This is a genomic window from Variovorax paradoxus NBRC 15149, assembly GCF_001591365.1.
Taxonomy (GTDB): Bacteria; Pseudomonadota; Gammaproteobacteria; order Burkholderiales; family Burkholderiaceae_C; genus Variovorax; species Variovorax paradoxus.
Genome location: NZ_BCUT01000001.1, coordinates 2,995,333 through 3,014,918 on the forward strand (window position 1 = coordinate 2,995,333; position 19,586 = coordinate 3,014,918).

Annotated in this window: 16 protein-coding genes; 5 read left to right on the plus strand and 11 right to left on the minus strand. The window is 69.4% G+C overall.

Annotated elements, in window-relative coordinates; all coding sequences use genetic code 11:
• Nucleotides 1-16: 16 nt before the first annotated feature.
• The gene (locus VPA02S_RS13965; protein ID WP_244883461.1) at nucleotides 17-1,195 is read right to left on the minus strand and encodes a cytochrome P450; all 1,179 of its coding nucleotides are present in this window, start codon (nucleotides 1,193-1,195) and stop codon (nucleotides 17-19) included.
• An 83-nt stretch (nucleotides 1,196-1,278) separates the two neighbouring features.
• Here VPA02S_RS13965 and VPA02S_RS13970 point away from each other — a divergent pair, with 83 nt between their 5' ends.
• Nucleotides 1,279-1,980 (plus strand): ArsR/SmtB family transcription factor, encoded by a 702-nt coding sequence (locus VPA02S_RS13970; RefSeq protein WP_062364209.1) that lies wholly within the window; start codon nucleotides 1,279-1,281, stop codon nucleotides 1,978-1,980.
• A 9-nt stretch (nucleotides 1,981-1,989) separates the two neighbouring features.
• Here the strand turns inward: VPA02S_RS13970 and VPA02S_RS13975 are convergent, their stop codons facing one another.
• Together VPA02S_RS13975 and VPA02S_RS13980 are read right to left on the minus strand one after the other, a co-directional pair.
• Entirely contained in the window at nucleotides 1,990-2,949 is a 960-nt protein-coding gene (locus tag VPA02S_RS13975; RefSeq protein ID WP_018905106.1) for a Bug family tripartite tricarboxylate transporter substrate binding protein, read from the minus strand.
• A 150-nt stretch (nucleotides 2,950-3,099) separates the two neighbouring features.
• Entirely contained in the window at nucleotides 3,100-4,617 is a 1,518-nt protein-coding gene (locus VPA02S_RS13980; RefSeq protein ID WP_015867707.1) for an AMP nucleosidase, read from the minus strand.
• Nucleotides 4,618-4,725: 108 nt separating this feature from the next.
• On the opposite strand from VPA02S_RS13980, the gene VPA02S_RS13985 reads away from it, so the two are divergent.
• On the plus strand, nucleotides 4,726-5,622 hold the full coding sequence (locus VPA02S_RS13985) for a ketopantoate reductase family protein (protein WP_062364211.1): 897 nt from the start codon (nucleotides 4,726-4,728) through the stop codon (nucleotides 5,620-5,622).
• Here VPA02S_RS13985 and gorA read toward each other — a convergent pair.
• Nucleotides 5,619-6,977, minus strand: coding sequence for a glutathione-disulfide reductase (gorA, locus tag VPA02S_RS13990; RefSeq protein WP_062364213.1), 1,359 nt, complete (start codon nucleotides 6,975-6,977; stop codon nucleotides 5,619-5,621). The two genes, VPA02S_RS13985 and gorA, sit on opposite strands and share 4 nt — an antisense overlap.
• 98 nt (nucleotides 6,978-7,075) lie before the next feature.
• Entirely contained in the window at nucleotides 7,076-9,016 is a 1,941-nt protein-coding gene (locus VPA02S_RS13995; RefSeq protein WP_062364215.1) for a DUF6600 domain-containing protein, read from the minus strand.
• 138 nt (nucleotides 9,017-9,154) lie between these two features.
• Between VPA02S_RS13995 and VPA02S_RS14000 the strand changes: the two genes are divergently transcribed.
• The gene (locus VPA02S_RS14000) at nucleotides 9,155-11,218 is read left to right on the plus strand and encodes a PEP/pyruvate-binding domain-containing protein (RefSeq protein WP_062364217.1); all 2,064 of its coding nucleotides are present in this window, start codon (nucleotides 9,155-9,157) and stop codon (nucleotides 11,216-11,218) included.
• 49 nt (nucleotides 11,219-11,267) lie between these two features.
• Here the strand turns inward: VPA02S_RS14000 and VPA02S_RS14005 are convergent, their stop codons facing one another.
• The 3 genes from VPA02S_RS14005 to VPA02S_RS14015 form a co-directional block, all read right to left on the minus strand.
• The gene (locus VPA02S_RS14005) at nucleotides 11,268-13,184 is read right to left on the minus strand and encodes a TRAP transporter large permease (protein ID WP_081247519.1); all 1,917 of its coding nucleotides are present in this window, start codon (nucleotides 13,182-13,184) and stop codon (nucleotides 11,268-11,270) included.
• Entirely contained in the window at nucleotides 13,181-13,849 is a 669-nt protein-coding gene (locus VPA02S_RS14010) for a TRAP transporter small permease subunit (protein WP_062364219.1), read from the minus strand. Before VPA02S_RS14010 ends, VPA02S_RS14005 begins: the two co-directional genes overlap by 4 nt.
• A gap of 81 nt (nucleotides 13,850-13,930) precedes the next feature.
• On the minus strand, nucleotides 13,931-15,043 hold the full coding sequence (locus tag VPA02S_RS14015; protein ID WP_062364221.1) for a TRAP transporter substrate-binding protein: 1,113 nt from the start codon (nucleotides 15,041-15,043) through the stop codon (nucleotides 13,931-13,933).
• A gap of 221 nt (nucleotides 15,044-15,264) precedes the next feature.
• On the opposite strand from VPA02S_RS14015, the gene VPA02S_RS14020 reads away from it, so the two are divergent.
• Nucleotides 15,265-15,678 carry a rhodanese-like domain-containing protein gene (locus tag VPA02S_RS14020; RefSeq protein ID WP_062364223.1) on the plus strand — a complete coding sequence of 138 codons (414 nt, stop codon included), beginning with the start codon at nucleotides 15,265-15,267 and terminating at the stop codon, nucleotides 15,676-15,678.
• Between the two features lie 355 nt (nucleotides 15,679-16,033).
• Here the strand turns inward: VPA02S_RS14020 and lysM are convergent, their stop codons facing one another.
• A complete protein-coding gene (gene lysM / locus VPA02S_RS14025) occupies nucleotides 16,034-16,495 on the minus strand; it encodes a peptidoglycan-binding protein LysM (protein WP_018905098.1) in 462 nt (153 codons plus the stop codon).
• A gap of 134 nt (nucleotides 16,496-16,629) precedes the next feature.
• On the opposite strand from lysM, the gene VPA02S_RS14030 reads away from it, so the two are divergent.
• The gene (locus VPA02S_RS14030) at nucleotides 16,630-17,400 is read left to right on the plus strand and encodes a type III pantothenate kinase (RefSeq protein ID WP_015867697.1); all 771 of its coding nucleotides are present in this window, start codon (nucleotides 16,630-16,632) and stop codon (nucleotides 17,398-17,400) included.
• 18 nt (nucleotides 17,401-17,418) lie between these two features.
• Here the strand turns inward: VPA02S_RS14030 and VPA02S_RS14035 are convergent, their stop codons facing one another.
• On the minus strand, nucleotides 17,419-18,753 hold the full coding sequence (locus VPA02S_RS14035) for a serine hydrolase domain-containing protein (protein ID WP_062364225.1): 1,335 nt from the start codon (nucleotides 18,751-18,753) through the stop codon (nucleotides 17,419-17,421).
• Between the two features lie 10 nt (nucleotides 18,754-18,763).
• A complete protein-coding gene (locus VPA02S_RS14040) occupies nucleotides 18,764-19,579 on the minus strand; it encodes a crotonase/enoyl-CoA hydratase family protein (RefSeq protein ID WP_062364226.1) in 816 nt (271 codons plus the stop codon).
• Nucleotides 19,580-19,586: the final 7 nt, after the last annotated feature.

Here is a 19,586-nt window from a genome sequence, read left to right on the forward strand (position 1 = left end):
CTTCGCGCTCCCGTCATCAATGAAAGACGGGAATGCGCGCGGCAACCGAGGGCCGGTAGTGCCAGCCGCGCTCGCGCAGCACCGCGAGATCGGGCGTGCGATGCAGCACGGCCTCGAGCCCCGCCGCCGCCAGCGTGCAGGCCAGCGCCTGGCCCGGGCAGGCGTGCATGCCGTGGCCGAAGCCCAGCATGCGGCGCCGCGCGCACACGAGGCTGAAGCGCTCGGGCTCGGGGTTGAACGCCGGATCGCGGTTGGCCGCGGCCAGCACCAGCAGCACCGCATCGCCCGCCGCCAGCGGCGTGCCCGCGATGGTGACGGGCTCGGCCACGAAGCGCCGCGTGTTGTGCACCGAGGGGTCGTGCCGCGCCGTTTCTTCCACGATCGCCAGCAGCCCGCCCTGGGTCTGCGCGGCCTCTTGCAGCGACGGCTCGCGCATCACCGCGACCAGGCTGTTGCCGAGCAGGCCGGCCGTCGCATCGCAGGTCTGCGAGAGCAGGCCGACGAGGTTCGCGAGCAGCGCGCGCGAGAGCGGCGCACTGGCCTGGCTTTCGGCGAGCGCGGCCGCGAGCAGTGTTCCATCGCGTGGCGCTGCGCCCGCGGCCAGCGCCTCGAAGCGCGTCATGAGTGCGCCCGCGGCCGCGCTCGCATCCTGCAACTGCTCCTCCGTGGACAGCGGCGACAGGCAGGCGACAAAATCGCGCATCCACCGGTCCACCTGCGGCAGCGCCTCATCGGCAAAGCCCAGCAGGTGCGCGACAGTCCGCACCGGCATGGAAAACAGCGCGTCCGATAGAGGCTGCGCCGGCACATCGCGAGCAACCCGCAAGGCCGCCGTGCGCACTGCGCCCAGGTCCAGTCCCGCCAGCGCACGCTGCAGCGCGGGCCGATGGGCCTGGTGCGCCGTGCCGTCGTTCATGCGCACGAGGTGGCCGAACACCTCGCCTGCCGCGCTGCCCGCAATGGCGCGCGGCACCGGCTCGGCCGCCGGCCGCACGCGCAGCGCGCCGTGCGCGAGCAGCAGCGATTCGATCACCTCCGCGCGGCTCGCGACCCACAGGCGCAGCGCCTCGTTCCACGCGAGCGGCGGCCCCGCGCGCAGTTCGGCGTAGTAGGGATAGGGATCGGCATGCGTGACGGCCGCGACGGGGTCGAGCGGCATGCCGTCGAAGGCGGAGGGCGTGGGGCTTGTGTTCATGCCGCGCAGTGTGCAATTGCCGCCGCCGCCACACTTCGGCCGCGAACGAAGTGTGGGATGCGGCGGCGTCTTAGGATCGGCGCATGGACACGAGCTCTTCTTCTTCCTCCAATGCCGACGTGCAGCTGGCCCGCCTGGCCGGCGCCATCGCCGAGCCCGCGCGCGCCCGCATGCTGAGCTGCCTGATGGACGGCCATGCGCGCACCGCGACCGAGCTGGCCACCGTGGCCGAGGTGGCCGCCTCCACCGCCAGCGCGCACCTCGCGCGCCTCAAGGAAGAGCGGCTGGTCGAGCTGCTCGTGCAGGGCAAGCACCGCTACTTCCGGCTGGCGGGCGACAACGTGGCGGCCGCGCTCGAAAGCCTGATGGTGGTGGCCGGCGCGCCGCACGCCGCGCAGTTCAAGCCCAGCACGCCGAGCCGCCTGCGCGCCGCGCGCACCTGCTACGACCACATGGCCGGCGCCGCGGGCGTCGCGCTGCACGACCGGCTGCATGCGCAGGGCTGGCTCAGCGGCCTGCAGAGCGGCTCGTACGAGCTCACGCCCGAAGGCGCCATCGCGCTGGAGAGCCTGGGCGTGGAGGTGGATGCGGTGCGCCGCTCGCGCCGGCGCTTTGCCTGCGCCTGCCTCGACTGGAGCGAGCGGCGCCCGCACCTGGGCGGCGCACTCGGCGCGGCATGGCTCCAGCTGTCGCTGCGCCGCGGCTGGGTGCGCCAGGAGCTCGACGGCCGCGCGCTGGCGCTCACGCCCAAGGCGCAGCGCGAGATGCCCGAGCTCTTTGCCTGAAGCGCGCGCTCAGGCCTTCAGCTTGAGCAGGTAGATCATCGGCCCGGCCATCGCCAGGTCCAATTCGAGGAAGCTCTCGAAATCCTTGCCCGCCATCCAGTACGCATCCCAGTTGTTGCGCTTGATGGTCTTCTGCCAGACATCGGCGTTGGTGGCGCGGTGCACCGCCTCGAGCAGCACGGCCCGGCGCTCCGCCGTCACCTTCTTGCCGGTGAGCACGCCGCGCCAGTTGGCCAGGTCGGCGTCCACGCCCTGCTCGCGCACCGACGGAATGCCCAGGAAGGGCCGCTTCGACGACACGCCGATCGCGCGCAGCGTGCCGTTGGAAAGACCCGCGCTGAACTCGCTGAAGCCCGAGATGCCCGCCACGGCCTTGCCGGTGGCAAGTGCTTCCACCACCTGCGCGCCGCCCGGGTAGGGCTGGTAGACCAGGCCCGCGGTGTTGCCGGCCACGCGGGCCAGCATGCCGGCGTACATGTGGTCCACGCCGCCGGCCGAGCCACCCGCGATGACGGCCTTGGCCGCATCGGTGCGCAGCTGGGCGATCAGGTCCTTGGGCGTCTTGATCGGCGAATCGGCCTTCACGGCCACCACCTCGTAGTCGCTGGTGAGGCGCGCGACCGGCGCCACCTGCGCCATGGTGACGGCCGGCTTCTGCAGCGCCACCGCGCCGACCATGACCATGCCGCTCATCAGCAGGGTGTCGGGGTCGGCGTCGTATTTCTCGACGTACTTGGCGAGGCCGATGGTGCCGCCCTTGCCGCCGATGTTCTCGTAGACCACATCGCCCGCCGCGCCCGAGGCCAGCAGCGCCGCGCCGAGCGCGCGGCCGGTCTGGTCCCAGCCGCCGCCTTCGTTGGCCGGAATCACGATGCGCAGCTTCGAAACGAGCTGCGGCTCGGCCGCGCCGGCCAGACGGGGCCACAGCAGCGCAGGCCCGGCCCCGGCGGCAGCGGCCGCGCCCGCCATCCATGCATTGAAGTTGCGGCGAGAAAGCTTCCCGGGCGACGAGCGAGACATTTTGTTTCCGGTTGTGAGAAAGGTTGCCGGATGATGTCCGCGAAATGCGTCGCCCACCTACTTTCGAAAGTAGGTGAAAACCCTAGGTAAGCCCGGCGGTTACTGGAAGGCGACCTCCGCGAAGCTGCGCAGCTTGCGGCTGTGCAGCCGGGTCGAACCCTGCTCGCGCAGGATGTCGATGGCCCGCATGCCGATGCGCAGGTGCTGCTCCACGCGCTCGCGGTAGAAGTGGTTGGCCATGCCCGGCAGCTTGATCTCGCCGTGCAGCGGTTTGTCGCTCACGCACAACAAAGTGCCGTAGGGCACGCGAAAGCGGAAGCCGTTGGCCGCGATGGTGGCGCTTTCCATGTCGAGCGCCACGGCCCGGCTCTGGCTGAAGCGGCGCTGCGGCTGGTTGCCCGGCAGCAGCTCCCAGTTGCGGTTGTCGGTGCTCGCCACCGTGCCGGTGCGCATGATCTTCTTGAGGTCCGGGCCCGTGTAGCGCGTGACGTCGGCCACGGCTTTTTCCAGCGCGAGCTGGATTTCCGAAAGCGCCGGAATCGGCACCCACAGCGGCAGTTCCTCGTCGAGCACGTGGTCCTCGCGCACATAGGCATGCGCCAGCACGTAGTCGCCGAGCTGCTGCGCGTTGCGCAGGCCCGCGCAGTGGCCCAGCATCATCCAGGCATGCGGGCGCAGCACGGCGATGTGGTCGGTGATGGTCTTGGCATTGGCCGGGCCGACGCCGATGTTCACCATGCTGATGCCGCTGCAGTCCTCGCGCACCAGGTGGTAGGCCGGCATCTGCGGCAGGCGCGGCGGCGCCGTGCCCTGGCTGCCGTCGAGCAGGCCGCCGTAGTTGGTGCTGGCGCCCGCGGCCAGCCCGCGCCGGCGCGTGACCACGTTGCCGGGCTCGATGAAGGCCACGTACTCGCTCTTCTCGTCGGCCATGGCCTCGTGGCCCAGCCGCACGAACTCGTCGATGTAGAACTGGTAGTTGGTGAACAGCACGAAATTCTGGAACCACTCGGGCGCGGTGCCGGTGTAGTGCCGCAGCCGGTGCAGCGAATAGTCCACGCGCGCCGCCGTGAAGAGCGACAGCGGCTGCGCCTCGCCCGCCAGCGCCTCGTAGGTGCCATTGGCAATGCCGTCGTCCATCACGCCCAGGTCGGGCAGGTCGAACACGTCGCGCATCAGCGCGCGGCGCTCCTCGCTCATCGTGCCTTCGATGTGGTCGTTCTCGGCAAAGGAGAAGTGGATGGGAATCGGCTGCGTGCTGGTGCCCACCTCGATCTCGACCTGGTGGTTCTCCAGCAGCAGGCGGAACTGGTCGAGGTAGTAGCGCGAGAACAGGTCGGGCCGCGTCAGCGTGGTCTCGTAGCGGCCCGGCCCGGCGACGAAGCCATAGCTCAGCCCCGCATTGGCCGGCGGCGTGTGGCGCGAGACGGTGTGCGTGTGCACCCGCACGAACGGGTAGCAGGCCCGCACCCGGCCCGGCAGCGCCTCCCCGGCCACGAAGCGCAGCATCGATTCGCGCAGGTGCGCGAGGCCCCCCTGGTAGATGGACTTGACCTGTTCGAGTGCGGCGGCGGCGTCGTTGAAGCGGGCGGGAGCGACGAAAGTGGGCATGTAGGGCATGACGGCATTGTGCAATGCCAATGCGGCGCCGGCATGCCCGCCCGCTGCGGCGCGGCGGCCGAACGGCTAACCTCGAAGCCTCCTGCAGACAACCAAGGAATCGAATCGATGAAAGTCGCAGTCATGGGCGCCGGCGCAGTCGGCTGCTACTACGGCGCCATGCTGGCGCGCGCGGGCCACGAGGTGGTGCTGATCGGCCGGCCTTCGCACGTGGAGGCCGTGCGCGCCCACGGGCTGCGGCTGGAGACGAAGACCTTCGACGAGCACGTGCCGCTCGGCGCAAGCACCGAGCCCAGCGCGGTGCAGGGCGCCCAGCTTGTGCTCTTCTGCGTGAAGTCCACCGACACCGAAGCGGCCGCGGCGCAGATCGGGCCGCATCTGTCGCGCGATGCGCTGGTGCTCACGCTGCAGAACGGCGTCGACAACGACGAGCGCGTGCGCGCGGCGCTGCCGTCCAGCGAGGTGGCCGCCGCCGTGGTCTATGTCGCCACCGAGATGGCCGGCCCCGGCCACGTGAAGCACCACGGCCGCGGCGAGCTGGTGATCGCGCCGTCGCGCCACAGCGAGCAAGTGGCGCAGCAGCTGGTGGCCGCCGGCGTGCCCACGCAGATTTCCGGCAACGTGCGCGGCTCGCTCTGGGCCAAGCTGGTGCTGAACTGCGCCTACAACGCGCTGTCGGCCGTGTCGCAGCTGCCCTACGGCGAGCTCGTGAAGGGCGTTGGCGTGGCCGAGGTGATCCGCGACGTGGTCGCAGAATGCCTGGCCGTGGCCAGGGCCGAGGGCGTCGAGATTCCGGGCGATACCGATGCGGCCATCCGCGGCATCGCGCAATCGATGCCCTCGCAGTATTCATCGACCGCGCAGGACCTCGCACGCGGCAAGCCCAGCGAGATCGACCACCTCAACGGCTTCGTCGTGCGCCGCGGCGAGGCGCTCGGCGTGCCCACGCCCGCCAACCGCGTGCTGTTCGTGATGGTGAAGCTGCTCGAGGGCAAGCAGCGCTAGCCTGGCATGGGTTCGCGCATCGTCACGAACTCTTCGGCCGCCGTCGGGTGGATGCCGATGGTGCTGTCGAACAGCGCCTTGGTCGCGCCCGCGCGCATCGCCACGGCAAAGCCCTGCACCACCTCGCCCGCATCGGCGCCCACCATGTGCAGGCCGACCACGCGGTCGCTGGCCTTGTCGACCACCAGCTTCATGAAGGTGCGCTCGGTGCGGCCCGACAGCGTGTGGCGCAGCGACTTGAATTCGCTCGAGAACACCGCCACGTCGCCGAACTTCGCGCGCGCGTCGAGCTCGGTGTAGCCGCAGGTGCCGATGTTGGGGTGCGTGAACACGGCCGTCGGAATGAACTCGTAGTCGAGCCGGCGCCGGCCCTTGCCGAAGAGTTCGTCGACCACCACCATCGCCTCGGCCAGCGCCACCGGCGTGAGCTGCACGCGCGTGGACACGTCGCCCACCGCATGGATCGACGGCACCGAGCTGCGGTAGTGCGCATCGACCGCGATGGCGCCGCGCTCGTCGAGCTTCACGCCCGCCGCTTCCAGGCCGAGTCCCTGGGTGTTGGGCACGCGCCCCGTCGCAAACAGCACCGTGTCGGCTTCGATCTGCTGGCCGCGCGCGAGCGTGACCGTGAGCCCGTGCGCCCCGCGCGTGATCGAGGTGGCCTCGCAGTTCAGCCGCACGTCGACGCCCGCCTTGCCCATCTCGTTGGCCAGGAACTGCCGCACGTCGTCGTCGAAGCCGGTGAGCAGGTGCGCGCGGCGGTGCAGCTGCGTCACCTGGGCGCCCAGGCCGTTGAAGATCGATGCGAACTCGCAGGCGATGTAGCCGCCGCCCACGACCAGCAGGCGCTTGGGGAACGGGTCGAGGTCGAACATCGCATCGGAAGTGGCGATGTGCTCGCGGCCCGGAAAGTCGGGCACGTAGGGTGTGCCGCCGGTGGCCACCAGCAGATGGCGCGCGGTGTGGCGCTTGCTGTCGACCTCGACCGTGTGGCCGTCGAGCAGCTGCGCCCAGCCGGTGACCAGCACCACGCCGGAATTCTTCAGCAGCGAGGCATAGACGCCGTTGAGCCGCTTGATTTCCTTCGCGCGCTGCGCCTTGAGATGCGCCCAGTCGAACTGCGGCGCCTGCGGCAGCTGCCAGCCGTAGCCCGCGGCTTCCTCGAAGGATTCGGCATAGCCGGCCGCGTAGCTGTAGAGCTTCTTCGGAATGCAGCCCACGTTGACGCAGGTGCCGCCAAGGTCGGCCGCCTCGGCCAGGCCCACGCGCACCCCCTGCTGGGCCGCCATGCGCGCGGCGCGCACGCCGCCGCTGCCGCCGCCGATGACGAAAAGATCGAAGTCGAATGTGGGCATGAAAAGACGCTCCTTGGCGGCGACTGTAGCCGCCGGCCGAGGGCGCCGCTTGCGGCGGGACTTGCGCGGAGCGATGGCACCGTGCAAGCCCTGGAGGTTCAGCGCTGGTCCGGAGAGGTCATCAACCTGCGCCGGTCGTCGCCGCCGCGCTGGCCTGGCTGAAGCTGCGGCTGCTGCTGAGGTGATGGTGCAGGCGCGAAGCCGCGCTGCTGCTGGAGGGCGCGCACCTGCGCTTCCTGCGCCTGGCGCATCGCGTTCTGCTGGGCCTGCTGTTGCGCCTGGGCCTGCTGCTGCGCCTGCACGGCGCGCTGCTGCATCTCCTGCTGCTGGCGCAGCATCTGTTGCTGGGCCAATGCCTGCTGCTGCGCCGCGCGCTGTTGTTGCTGCATCTGCTGCATTTGTTGTTGCTGCTGCAGGGCTTGCGCCTGGGCGGCGCGCTGCTGCGCCTCCTGCTGCTGCCGCAGCGCCTGTTGCTGCTGTTGCTGGACCTGCAACTGCTGCTGCTGTTGGCGTTGCTGTTGCCACTGGTCATGCGCGCCGCGCTGCTGCCACTCCTGCTGCTGGCGCAAGCCCTGCTGGCGCTGCCATTCCATTGGCTGCTGTTGTTGCTGGAGCGCCTGCGCCTGCTGCATCTGCCGGGTTCGCCGTGCCTGCTCGTAGCGCAGTTCCTGCTGTTCGCGCGCCATCAGCTGCGTCGGCGGCAGCGCAGCGGCCGGCCGGCCGAAGCCGCCGCCGAAGCCTTGCATCGGGACGCCCGGCGCCGGCGCCACCGGCACCCGCGCGAAGCGGTCGTCCGGCAGCCGCACCAGGTCGCGCCGGCCGAAGGGGCCGCGGCCGAAGCGGTCGGCCGGCAGCACGGTCACGGCGCCCGCCATCTGCTGGTTGGCATAGAAGCCGTTGCGCAGCTCGGCCTGGCGGTTGCGGTAGGCCGCCATGCGGTTCACCTGGTCGAGGTAGCGCTGGCTCGCGTCATAGCCGGGCCGCCATGCCTCGCCGGGGGCCAGCGGGAACCAGCCCACGCCGCTGCGGCCGTTGCCGATCTGCAAGGCGGCATTGGCGCCGCTGCCGCCCACGAAGCCCACCAGCGCGGGCGAGTACACGGGCCGTGCGGCCGGCCGCCCCGGCACCCAGGCCCAGCGCGGTCCCACGCGCGCCCAGCGGCCATAGTGGAAGGGCGCAAAGCCCCAGGGCGCAGCGTCGACCCAGGTCAGGCCCCAGGGCGCGATGTTGACCCACTGGCCGTCGCGGTAGGGCGCCCAGTCGGCATCCACGCTGCGCGGGAACCAGACATCGCCATAGTTCGGGTCGCTCTGCCAGTCGCCGTAGGCGTCGAGCTGCTGGTAGCCCACGACCTCGCGCGACACATAGCGTGCGGAGATCGACTGGTCCTCGATGCGGTTGCGCTCGGCCACCCAGGCATCGAAGCTGCCGCTTTGCGCTGGTGCGCCGCCCACAGCGGCCAGGTTGCGGCCCGACACGGTGAGTTGCTGCCGCGCGCCCAGCGCTTGCGATTCGCCGTTCTCGCCATGCAGCGTGACATGGCCCGAAGCCACTGCGATCCAGGTGGTGCCGGCAGCGGGGTCGGCCGCCACGCGGTATTCGCCGGGCGCGTCGATCACGACCGCGAGGTTGCCGGTGTCCACCTCGACACGCTGGCCCGCCAGCTCGTCGCGCACGCGCAGCTGCAGGTTGCCCTGGTTCGCGGTGAGGCGCATGGTGTCGTCGTCGAGTTCGGAGAATTCGATGTGCGTCTGCCCGTCCATGCGCAGCGCGGCCGAGCCGATGTGGACTTCGGCGCGCGCATTGCGGTCGGTCCAGAGCCGGTCGCCGGTGGTGAGGGGGCGGTTGGGCTGCGCGTCGTACCAGCTGTCTTCGCCGGCGGGCGCGAAGCTCACGGTGCCCTGCTGCAGGTTCAGGCGCGCCACGCGTCCCGGCGGGTCCTGCTGCGCGCTGGCCGCCGCACCGAGGCACAGCAGCGCGAGGCCGAGCAGCCATCGGTGCCATGGCCGGTGAAGATCGAGAAAGGCGGGGCGGTTCATGGTTTGTCTCCGGTTCCCGGGGGCGGATGAAAGCGGTGGATATGTAACGCGCGAGAATCCGCTGCCGCTGTCAGCGCATGTCCCCTGCTTGGTGAAGCGCGCGCACATTCGGCAACCGCTTGTAATCGAGGACTCGGCATGAAAAACAACAAGAACGCCTGTGCACCGGGCGAATTGCGCTACCCAAACCATAGCGCGGCGCAATGGACCGCGGCGCTCGCGTGCGCCGCCATGGCCATGGCCGCCGCGCCCGCGCACGCGCAGCTCGCGCGCAAGCCTTCCTACTACCAGCAGCAGAACAGCAACAAGTCCGCCCCGGAAGGCGCACAGCTTCCCGCGCGGCCGACTGCGCTCGCCTCGCTGCCGGCGCTGCGCAGCCGCGGCGACTTCGACGCGCTGGCCCGCGTCTACGACGCCGGCACGCCGATGCAGCTGGCCCACGTGCTGTTTGCCGTCGACCGCCGGGCCCGGCCCGTGCGCACCTACTACATCGACACGCCGCGCTACCAGCTGCATGTGCGCTTCGTGCGCGAGACCGGGCTCGCGCCGCGCGCGGGCAAGCGCGAGATCGACCGCAACTACCTCGTGCCCGACCGCCGCTTCCTGTTCGGCACGCTGAGCTGGCAGCAGAACATCGGCAGCTTCACCTACGAGTTCTGGGAAGGCGACCGGCTCACTCCCGCGCTGCTGCGCGAGGCCGATGCACAGGTGAAGGCCGGCTTCTTCGCGCCCGTGAAGTTCAAGACCAATTCCACGCTGCATGAACGCGTCGCGAACGAGGCGGGCGTCGACTTCGTCAGCCAGGAGGCGCTGATCCGCGAGCAGCCCTACATGCCGATGAACCTGGGCACGGCCACTGGCCGCGTGCGCATCGTGGACGAGGCCTCGGGCGCGAATGCGCTGAACGCGCTGCTGCCGGGCGACATCGCCGTGCTGCGCCAGGTGCCGATCGGCCTGCCGCCCGTGGCCGGCGTGCTGACCGAGCGGCCGTCCACGGCGCTGTCGCACGTCAACCTGCTGGCCAAGGGCTGGGGCATTCCCAACGCCTATGTGCGCGATGCCGCGGCCGTGCTGCGCGAGCATGCGGGGCAGTGGGTGGCGCTCAAGGTGGCCGCATCGGGCTACCAGGTGCGCCGCCTCACGGCGGAAGAAATTGCCGCGCTGCCGCCGCGCGCAGCACGTGCCGCGGCCACCGGCGCACTGCCAGGCAGCGGCAAGGCCGCGAAGCCGGACCTGCGTGAAACCCGCCTGCTGCCGCTCGCGTCATTGCGCGCCCGCAACAGCGCGCAGTGCGGCGCCAAGGCCGCCAACCTCGGCGCCGTGCTGGCCGCGCGCATTCCAGGCACGACCGTGCCCGACGGCTTCTGCATTCCCTTTGCGCACTACGACCGCTTCATGCACGCGAACGGCCTGGCCGAGCACATCGCGCGCATGCAGCAGCAGCCCGGCTTCGCGGGCGATCCGCAGGTCCGGCAGAAGGCACTGGCGCAGTTGCAGGGGGAAATCGTGCAGTGGCCCGTCGATGCGGCCGATGCGGCGGCGTGGCGCGCCGCATGGCAGGCGCAGCTCGGCGGTGGCGGCGTGTTCGTGCGCAGCTCGTCCAACTCGGAAGACCTGCCGGGCTTCAGCGGCGCGGGGCTCTACACCACGGTGCCCAACGTCAAGACCGGCGACGCGCTCGAACTCGCGGTGAAGAAGGTCTGGGCCTCGGTGTTCAACCCCGAGGCCTGGGAGGCGCGCAGCGCCGCGGGCTTCGGCGCCGAGTCGGTGCTGATGGGCGTGTTCGTGCAGACGGCCATCGATGCCACCAGCGCCGGCGTGATGATCACGCGCGACCCCTTCGACGCCGGCCACCCGCACGCCACCTACATCTCGGCCAAGCGCGGCATCGGCATCCGCGTGGTGGAGGGCCGGCGCGTGGCCGAGCAGGTGATGTACTCGAGCTGGTCCAAGGCGATCCAGGTGTTGAGCCGCTCGGCCGAAGAAACCGCGCTGCAGCTGGACAAGGACGGCGGCGTGAAGGAAGTACCGGTGGAGGCCGGCCGCAACGTGCTGACCGACGATCTGGTGGTGCGGCTGGCCACCGTGGGGGCGGCCGTGAAGCGTGCGTTCAACGGCGTCGACCAGGACATCGAATGGGCCACCGTGGGCGAGCGCATCGTGCTGCTGCAGGCGCGGCCGTACGTGGAGCGGCGGCGCTGAGCGCCGGCCTTCGCCGGCCGGTTCCGCTCACAGTGCTGCCAGCGGCGCTTCATCCATACAGGTACTGCGGCAGCCACAGCGTCAGCCCCGGCCAGATGTACATGAACACCATGCACAGGATCACGATCAGCATGTAGGGCATCATCCCCGCGAAGATCTGGTTGAGCGTCACGTGCGGCGGCGACACGCCCTTCAGGTAGAAGGCCGACATCGCCACCGGCGGCGAGAGGAACGCCGCCTGCAGGTTCACGAACACCAGCACGCCGAACAGCAGCGGGTCGATCTGGAAGTGCGCGAGCAGCGGCAGGAAGATGGGCACGAAGATCACGATGATCTCGGTCCATTCGAGCGGCCAGCCCAGGATGAAGATGATCGCCTGCGACAGCAGCAGGAACTGCAGCGGGCTCAAGTTCATGCCCAGCACCCATTCCTCGACGATGCGCTGGCCGCCCAGCAGCGCGAACACCGCCGAGAACAGCGCCGAGCCCACGAACAGCCAGCACACCATCGAGGTGGTCTTGAGCGTGAGGAACACGGCCTCCTTGGTCTTCTTGAAGTTCAGCGTGCCGGCCTGCCACGCCATCAGGAAGGCGCCGGCCGCGCCCACCGCGGCCGACTCGGTGGCGGTCGTGATGCCGAACAGGATCACGCCCAGCACCACCAGCGTGAGCGTGGCCAGCGGCATCACCGACGACACCAGCATGCGCAGGATCTCGAACTGCTCCGCGTCCATGCGCCAGTAGTACCAGGCCAGCAGCGCGAGCGTGAAGAGGCTGGCCAGCAGGAAGCCGGTGTAGAAGGCCTCGGGCACGGCGGCGGTCTTCGGCGCATCGACCGCTTCGCCCAGCTGCTGCAGGCCGCCCTCGGCCGCCGCGGGCGCCGGGGCTTCGCTGCCGGGGGGCTCCTCGACGCCGCCCGGCGGCTCCTGCAGGCCGTCTTCCGCCGAGGGCTCCTTCGGTGCATCGGACGCCGGCGGTTCGGCCAGCCCGGTTCCGGACGACGAAGCTTCGGGCGCCGCCTGCTGCTGCTGCTGCGCCACCGGTGCCTTGCCGCTGCTGCTGTTGTCCGCCTGCGAGTAGATCGCCACGTACCACCAGACCGACCCCAGCGTCGCGGCCGCGAGCGCCAGCGGCACCAGCGCGCTCAGCAGGCCGCGCAGCAGCATCCACCAGGTGATGCGCACGCCCTCGGCCGCGCCGCGCAGCGCGCGCGCCGGCGACGCCACGGCCGCCGCGAGAGCGGGCAGCATGCGCGGCGAATAGCTGGCCGCGATGTGCGCAACCCAGGGCGAGACGGGTGCGCGCTGCTGGTCGGCCGGCAGCTTGGGCGCGACCTTCGGCTGCAGCATGGCCCAGCCGATCACGTAGACCAGGTAGAGAAAGGCGAGGAAGAAGCCCGGGAACATCGCCGCCGCATAGAGCTTCACCACCGACTGCCCGGCCACGGCCGCGTACACGATGATCATCACCGAGGGCGGAATCAGGATGCCGAGCGTGCCGCCCGCCGTGATGACGCCGGCCGCCAGCCGCGTGTCGTAGCCGGCGTTGAGCATCGGCCGCATCGCGATCACGCCCATCAGCACCACCACCGCGCCGACCAGGCCGCTCGCGATGCCCCAGAAGGTGCAGACGATCAGCGTGGTCACCGCCAGCGACCCCGGCACTCGGCGGAAGGCCAGCTGCACGCTGTGGAACATCTTGTCGACCAGCGCGCCGCGCTCCATCACGTAGCCCATCAGCACGAACAGCGGGATCGACAGCAGCGTCTCGTTGGTCATGGCACCGAAGGCGCGCTGCACCATCAGGTCGAAGATCCTGTTGTCCAGCCAGTGCGCGGCGGGATCGTAGAAGGCGATGAAGCCGAAGAACATGCCCAGGCCCATCAGCGTGAACGCCGTGGGAAAGCCCAGCATGATCACGACCACGATCAGGCCCAGCATCGAGAGGCCGAGTGCGGGTTCGCTCACTGGGTGCCTCCCGTCGTGCCGCTCTTGCGCTGCTGCGCGGCCTGCTCGATGGCCTTGGCCTTGTCGATCACCTCGCGCTTGTCGGCCTCGTCGACGAGGGTGCTGCCGGCGAGCTGTTCGCCGACCACGTCCATTTCTTCCGCGTCCTTCAGGCGCGGCGCCCACTCGCCGGTCTTCAGGCACAGCGCGCAGCGCACCATCTCCGCAATGCCCTGCAGCAGCAGCACGGCGCCGGCCATCGGAATCACGAACTTGAAGGGGTAGAGCGGAATCGGGACGGCATTGAAGGTCTGCTCGCGCATGGCGAGCGATTCGCCGAAGTAGGTCCAGCCCGACCAGGTGAGCGCCACCACGCCGGGCAGGAAGAAGAGGATGAACAGCACCAGGTCGAGCGCGGCCTGCGTGCGCGGCTTCATGCTGCCGTAGAGGAAGTCGCCGCGCACGTGGCCGGCCTGCGAGAGCGTGTAGGCGCCGCCCATCATGAAGAGCGTCCCGTAGAGCATGTTGTTGGCATCGAAGATCCAGGCAGTGGGCGCGTTGAGCGCATAGCGCTTGAAGACCTCGCCGCACACCAGCAGCATCAGCGCCACGATGAGCCACGAGAAGGTCTTGCCCACGACCATGCTGAACCGGTCGACGGCGTGGAGAAAGCGTTGGATGGTCATGGCGAGATGGACAGAGACCGTTCGTGGAACACCGTGGAGCCGGCTGTGCCGCTCCACAGGTGTTGTGTTCCCCGGAGGGGTTCAGCTCTTCTTCTTGCTGCCGAAGTAGTGGTTGTAGGCCATCTTGAAATCGACACCGTAGTCGTTCTGCCATTGCAGCGCGCGTTCAGCGAAGATGCGCTGCGAATCCAGCACCTTCTTGAACAACGGGTTCTCCGCGGCTTTCTTCTCGATGGTCTTGTCCCATGCCGCGAGCTGCGCGCGCAGCACCGCATCGGGCGTCTTGTAGAACTTGATGCCGGCCTTCTTCATGTCGGCATAGTCCTGCGAGTTGCGCTGCACGGCCTTCCAGCTCATGTCGGCGCTCGCGGCCTGCACGGCGTAGTCGATGATGGAGCGCAGCTCCTGCGGCAGCGCGCTGTACTTGCCCTTGTTGAACAGCACCTCGAACTGCTCGCCCGACTGGTGGAAGCTCTGCAGCATGCAGTTCTTCACCACGTCGGGAAAGCCGAGCACGCGGTCACTCGACGCGTTGTTGAACTCGGCCGCATCGATCAGCCCGCGGTCCAGCGCGGGCACGATCTCGCTGCCGGGCAGCGGGTTCACCGCCGTGCCCATCTCGGTGAACATGTCCACCGCGAGCCCCACGGTGCGGAACTTGAGGCCCTTCATGTCCTCCACCTTGGCCACCGGCTTCTTGAACCAGCCCAGCGGCTGCGTGGGCATGGGGCCGTAGAGGTACGACACCACCTCCATGTTCAGGCTCTTGTAGATCTCGTCGAGCAGCGCCTTGCCGCCGCCGTAGTTGTGCCAGGCCAGCACCGTGTTGGCGTCCATGCCGAAACCCGGCCCCGAACCCCACAGCGCGAGCGCCGAGTTCTTGCCGTAGTGGTAGGCGACCACGCCATGGCCGCCGTCCAGCGTGCCCTTGTTCACCGCCTCGAGCAGCTGAAAGGCCGGCACCACCGCGCCCGAGGGCAGCACCTCGATCTTCAGGCGGCCGCCTGCCATGTCATTGACCTTCTTCGCGAAGTCCTGCGCATATTCGTGGAAGATGTCCTTGGCTGGCCAGGTGCTCTGGAAGCGCAGCGAGGTGGTCTGGGCCATGCTGACCATCGGCGCCGACATGGCGCCGGCGGCCACGGCCGCGCCCTTGAGCAGGCTGCGGCGGCGGGGCGATTTGCTGTCTGTCATGTTGTCTCTCTCCGTACAAGTTCTGATGACAAGGAAACCCTGCCCGCCTCTTGGCGTTATCGTGTGGCAGGCCCAAGCCGCATCTTTGGCGCGCAGGAAAACGCGACAAACAGGGTTTTCACGAACTGGTGAAAAATTCCGTCATCCGGCGAGGGCGCCGGGCAACGAAAGAAGACCGCTGCCCTTGAAGTAACCCTATCGATTGGAAGGACGAGAAAGAGATGACCGAACCCGTTGGTGAAAAAGGCTATGCCGGCGACGTGACGCCCGAGCAGGCCGCGCAGTGGATGGCGAGTGGCGAGGCGGTCCTGGTCGACGTGCGCACCGATGCCGAGCGCGAATGGGTCGGCTACGTGCCCGGCGCCGTGCCGCTGGCCTGGAAGCAGTGGCCGGGCATGGCGCTCAACCCGGCCTTCGACGGCGGCATCCGTGCCGCGGGCGAAGACGGCAACAAGAAGCTGGTGCTGCTGTGCCGCAGCGGCGTGCGCTCCATCGCCGCCGCCCGGCGCGCCACCGAACTGGGCCTGGAGGCCTACAACATCCTCGAAGGTTTCGAGGGCAATCCGGACGAGAGCGGCCACCGCGGGCAGATCGGCGGCTGGCGCAAGCGCGGGCTGCCTTGGAAGCAGAACTAGGTTCGGGTTCGGGCTTTGTTCAGGGCGCGCTCCCGCCGACGGGGTACCTTGCTCCGCGAATGTCCTCCGGCCTTCGGCCTCCCCCTTAATTTCGCTGCGCAAGGCACCCCATCAGCGGGAGCGTGATCAGAGCACTGGTTGATCAGCGGTACACCACGAGCGTGCCCAGTGCACAGGGCGTCGGGTGCTCCCCGCAGCGAAATAAAGGAGGAGCCGAAGGCGGGGGACATTCGCGGAGGGGAGTACCCGGTGGCCTGTGCACGCACCCTGAACAACAGCGCCAAACAAAACCACCCAATAAAAAAGCCCACTGAAACCAGTGGGCCCTTCGCGTTGCAGCCACGAGCGAATCAGCTCACAGCGCCGGAATGCGCAGCTTCTGCCCCGGATAGATCTTGTCCGGATGGCTCAGCATCGGCTTGTTCGCCTCGAAGATCGCGTTGTACTTGTTGGCGTCGCCGTAGTACTTCTTGGAGATGGCCGACAGCGTGTCGCCCTTCACCACGTCGTGGTACTGCGCCGGCGGGGCGGGCGGTGCGACCAGGTTGTTGTCGACGCTCGTCACGTTCGCCACGTTGCCCGCGGCCAGCGCGGCTTTTTCGCTGGCTTCCTGCGAAGGCGCCTGGCCGGCCAGCGTCACCACGCCGCTGCTCGCGGTGTAGGTCACTTCCAGGCCCGTGAGGCCGAGATTCTGCGTCTCGATGTAGGTCTTGATGGCGGCCGCGGCCTTGGCGTTGGCGTCCGGCTCGGCCGCCTGCGCCGACGATCCGCCGAACAGCTTCTCGCCGGCTTCCTTGATGAAACTAAGCAAACCCATGGTTCTCTCCTTGCGCCTTGGTTGAGGGGAATCGCGAATGTAGCGGCGAAACCGGGCACGGCCGCGTAGGTCCGCGCCGCGTGTGTCAACGATGCGCCAGCATCCGCGACAACAAAGTCGCAATAATCCCGCCCATGGCATCCCCCTTCCTCGCGATCGACATCGGCAATACCCGCCTCAAATGGGCGCTCTACGATGCGGCGCATCCGGGGGCCGCGCTGCAGGCGCATGGGGCGGAGTTCCTCGACCACATCGAGCGGCTGGCCGACGGCCCCTGGGCCGACCTGCCCGCGCCCGGCTCCATGCTCGGCTGCGTGGTGGCCGGCGACGCGGTGCGCCGCCGCGCCGAGGAGCAGATCGTCGAGCGCTTCGACTGCGCGCCGCGCTGGGTGGTGTCGAGCGCGGCCGAGGCCGGCATCGTCAATGGCTACGACCATCCCACGCGGCTGGGCGCCGACCGCTGGGTGGCGATGATCGGCGCGCGCCACCGGATGCTGGACGCGGGGCCGGCGCGGCCGATGGTGGTGGTGATGATCGGCACCGCCGTGACGGTCGAGGCCATCGATGCCGGCGGCAAGTTCCTGGGCGGACTGATCCTGCCGGGCCACGGCATCATGCTGCGCGCGCTGGAGTCGGGCACCGCGGGGCTGCACGTGCCGACCGGCGAGGTGCGCGAATTCCCCACCAACACCAGCGACGCGCTCACCAGCGGGGGTACCTATGCCATTGCCGGTGCAGTCGAGCGCATGGTGCAGCACGTGCGCTCGCACTGCGGCGCCGAGCCGGCCTGCTACATGACCGGCGGCGCGGGCTGGAAGATGGCGCCCGTGATGAACGGGCATTTCGAACTGGTCGAGAGCCTGATCATGGACGGCCTGCTGGTGATCGCCCAGGCGCGGGGCTGACCCCATCCAGGGCCTAGGTCAGGGCCGCATCAGCGCCTCGGCCACGGCCTGGAAGGCCGGCAGCGTGAGCGGATCGTTGCCCGCACTGGCCGCCACCGGGTGCGCGGCATAGCGCACGATCACCATTTCCGCCTTCGGATCGACATAGATGCTCTGGCCGTGGATGCCGCGCGCCATGTAGGCGCCGTGCGGGTTGTGCGTGACCCACCACATGTTGCGGTACGACCAGCCCGGCAGCAGCGCGTAGCCGGCCTTGGCGAACTTGGCCGGGTCGGCGCCGCGCGCGATGTCCTCGACCACCGCCTTGGGAATGGCCTGCTGCCCGTTGGGCGCGCGGCCGCCGTTGCGCATGGTCTCGCCGAAGCGCGCGAGGTCGCGCAGCACGGTGTTGAGGCCGCCGCCGCCCGACTCGGTGCCGATGCGGTCGACCATGAAGTAAGCGTCCTGCTCGGCGCCGATGCGGCGCCAGATCTTCTCGCTCAGCAGGTCGGCCAGCGACTGGCCGCTGGCGCGGCGCAGGATCCAGGCGAGCACCTCGGCGTTCACCGTCTTGTAGGCAAAGGCGGCGTCGTGCGCGCCTTCCTTCTTCAGCGTGGCGAGAAATTCGTAGAAGGACTTCGGGCCCGTGTAGTTCGGGCCTTGCGCCAGCATGCCGCCGGCGCGCGCATAGTCCCAGATCTCGGCCTTCGGGTCGGCGTAGTTCTCGGAGTAGTGCACGCCGATGGTCATGTCCATCACCTGGCGCACCGTGGCGTCGCCATAGGCCGTGTCCTTGAGCTCGGGCAGGTAGCGCGTGACCGGCGCCGACGGGTCGAGCCTGCCCTCGTCCGCGAGGATGGCCGCCAGCGTGCCGACAAAGGACTTGGTGACCGACATCGCAATGTGCGGCCGCTCGGGCGTGAGCGCGCCGAAGTACTTTTCGTAGACCACGCGGCCGCGGTGCAGCACCAGGATGCCGTCGGTGTAGGTGCGCGGGATCATCTGGCCGAAGCTCAGCGTCTCCTCGCTGCCCAGCGGCTTGAAGGTCACGGCCTCGAGGTCGCTGCGCGGCGCGGCCGGCAGGGGGCTCGGCACGCCGCTGCCGCGCCACACATTGGCCGTGGGCACGGTTTCGCGCACATGCGAGAAGCTCCAGCGCGTGCGCGGAAACACGCCGCCCGCCGGATCGTCGAAGGTGATGAGCCTGTCGGGCGGGGGCGGAAAGCCCTTCATCCAGCCCATGGCCTCGACCGAGGTGGCCGCGGGATCGGGAGGGGAGGCGGCGGGCGCCTGGGCCAGGGAGGTGGTGGTGTTCACGGCGAGCAGTGCGAAGACGGCGGCGAGCGCCGTGCGTTTGAAGTGGATCGTCATCATCGTCGGGGTCTCAGCGGCCGCTGAAGCGCGCGGGCCGGCGCTCGACAAAGGAGCGCACGCCTTCGGCCGCGTCCTCGCTGTTCGAGAGGTGCTTCTGCGTCTCGATGAATTCCGACACGGCTGCGAGCGGTCCCTGTTCGACGGCCTTGATCACGTTGAGCCGGGTCGCCACCACCGCCAGCGGGGCCTGCGCCGCGATGCGCTGCGCAATGGCCAGCGCCACGTCGAGCTCCTGCCCGGCCGGCACCACCTTCTGCACGAAGTTCAGGCGATAGGCTTCGGCGCTGTCGAACTCGTCGGCCGTCAGCAGGTGCAGCATGGCGTTGCCCACGCCCGCGCGCTCGGCCATGCGCAGCGTGGCGCCGCCCGTGGCCATGATGCCGCGCTGCACTTCCATCTGCGAGAAGCGGCAGTTGTCGGCCGCCACCACGATGTCGGCACCCAGCATCAGCTCGATGCCCACCGTGAAGCAGATGCCCTTGACCGCCGCCACCATCGGCTTGGTGCGGCGGCGGTAGCCGGGCAGGCCGAAATCATGCGGCTCCACCAGGCCCGCCGGCACCGCCTTCTCGCCGCGCTTCATGTACTCGGTGACCGCCGGCAGGTCGAGCCCGGCCGTGAAGTGGTCGCCGAAGGCATGCAGCACGCCCACGCGCAGTTCGGGGTCGTCGTCCAGCCGGGTGTAGGCCTCGGCCAGTTGCCGGAACATCGGCGGCGTCCAGCCGTTGCGCTTGGCCGGGCGGTTGATGCCGATCAAGAGCACGTGGCCGATCACCTGGGTGTCGATGCAGCCTTCTGCCGGTGGGGTGGTGGGGGTGGCGGTCATGGCGTTT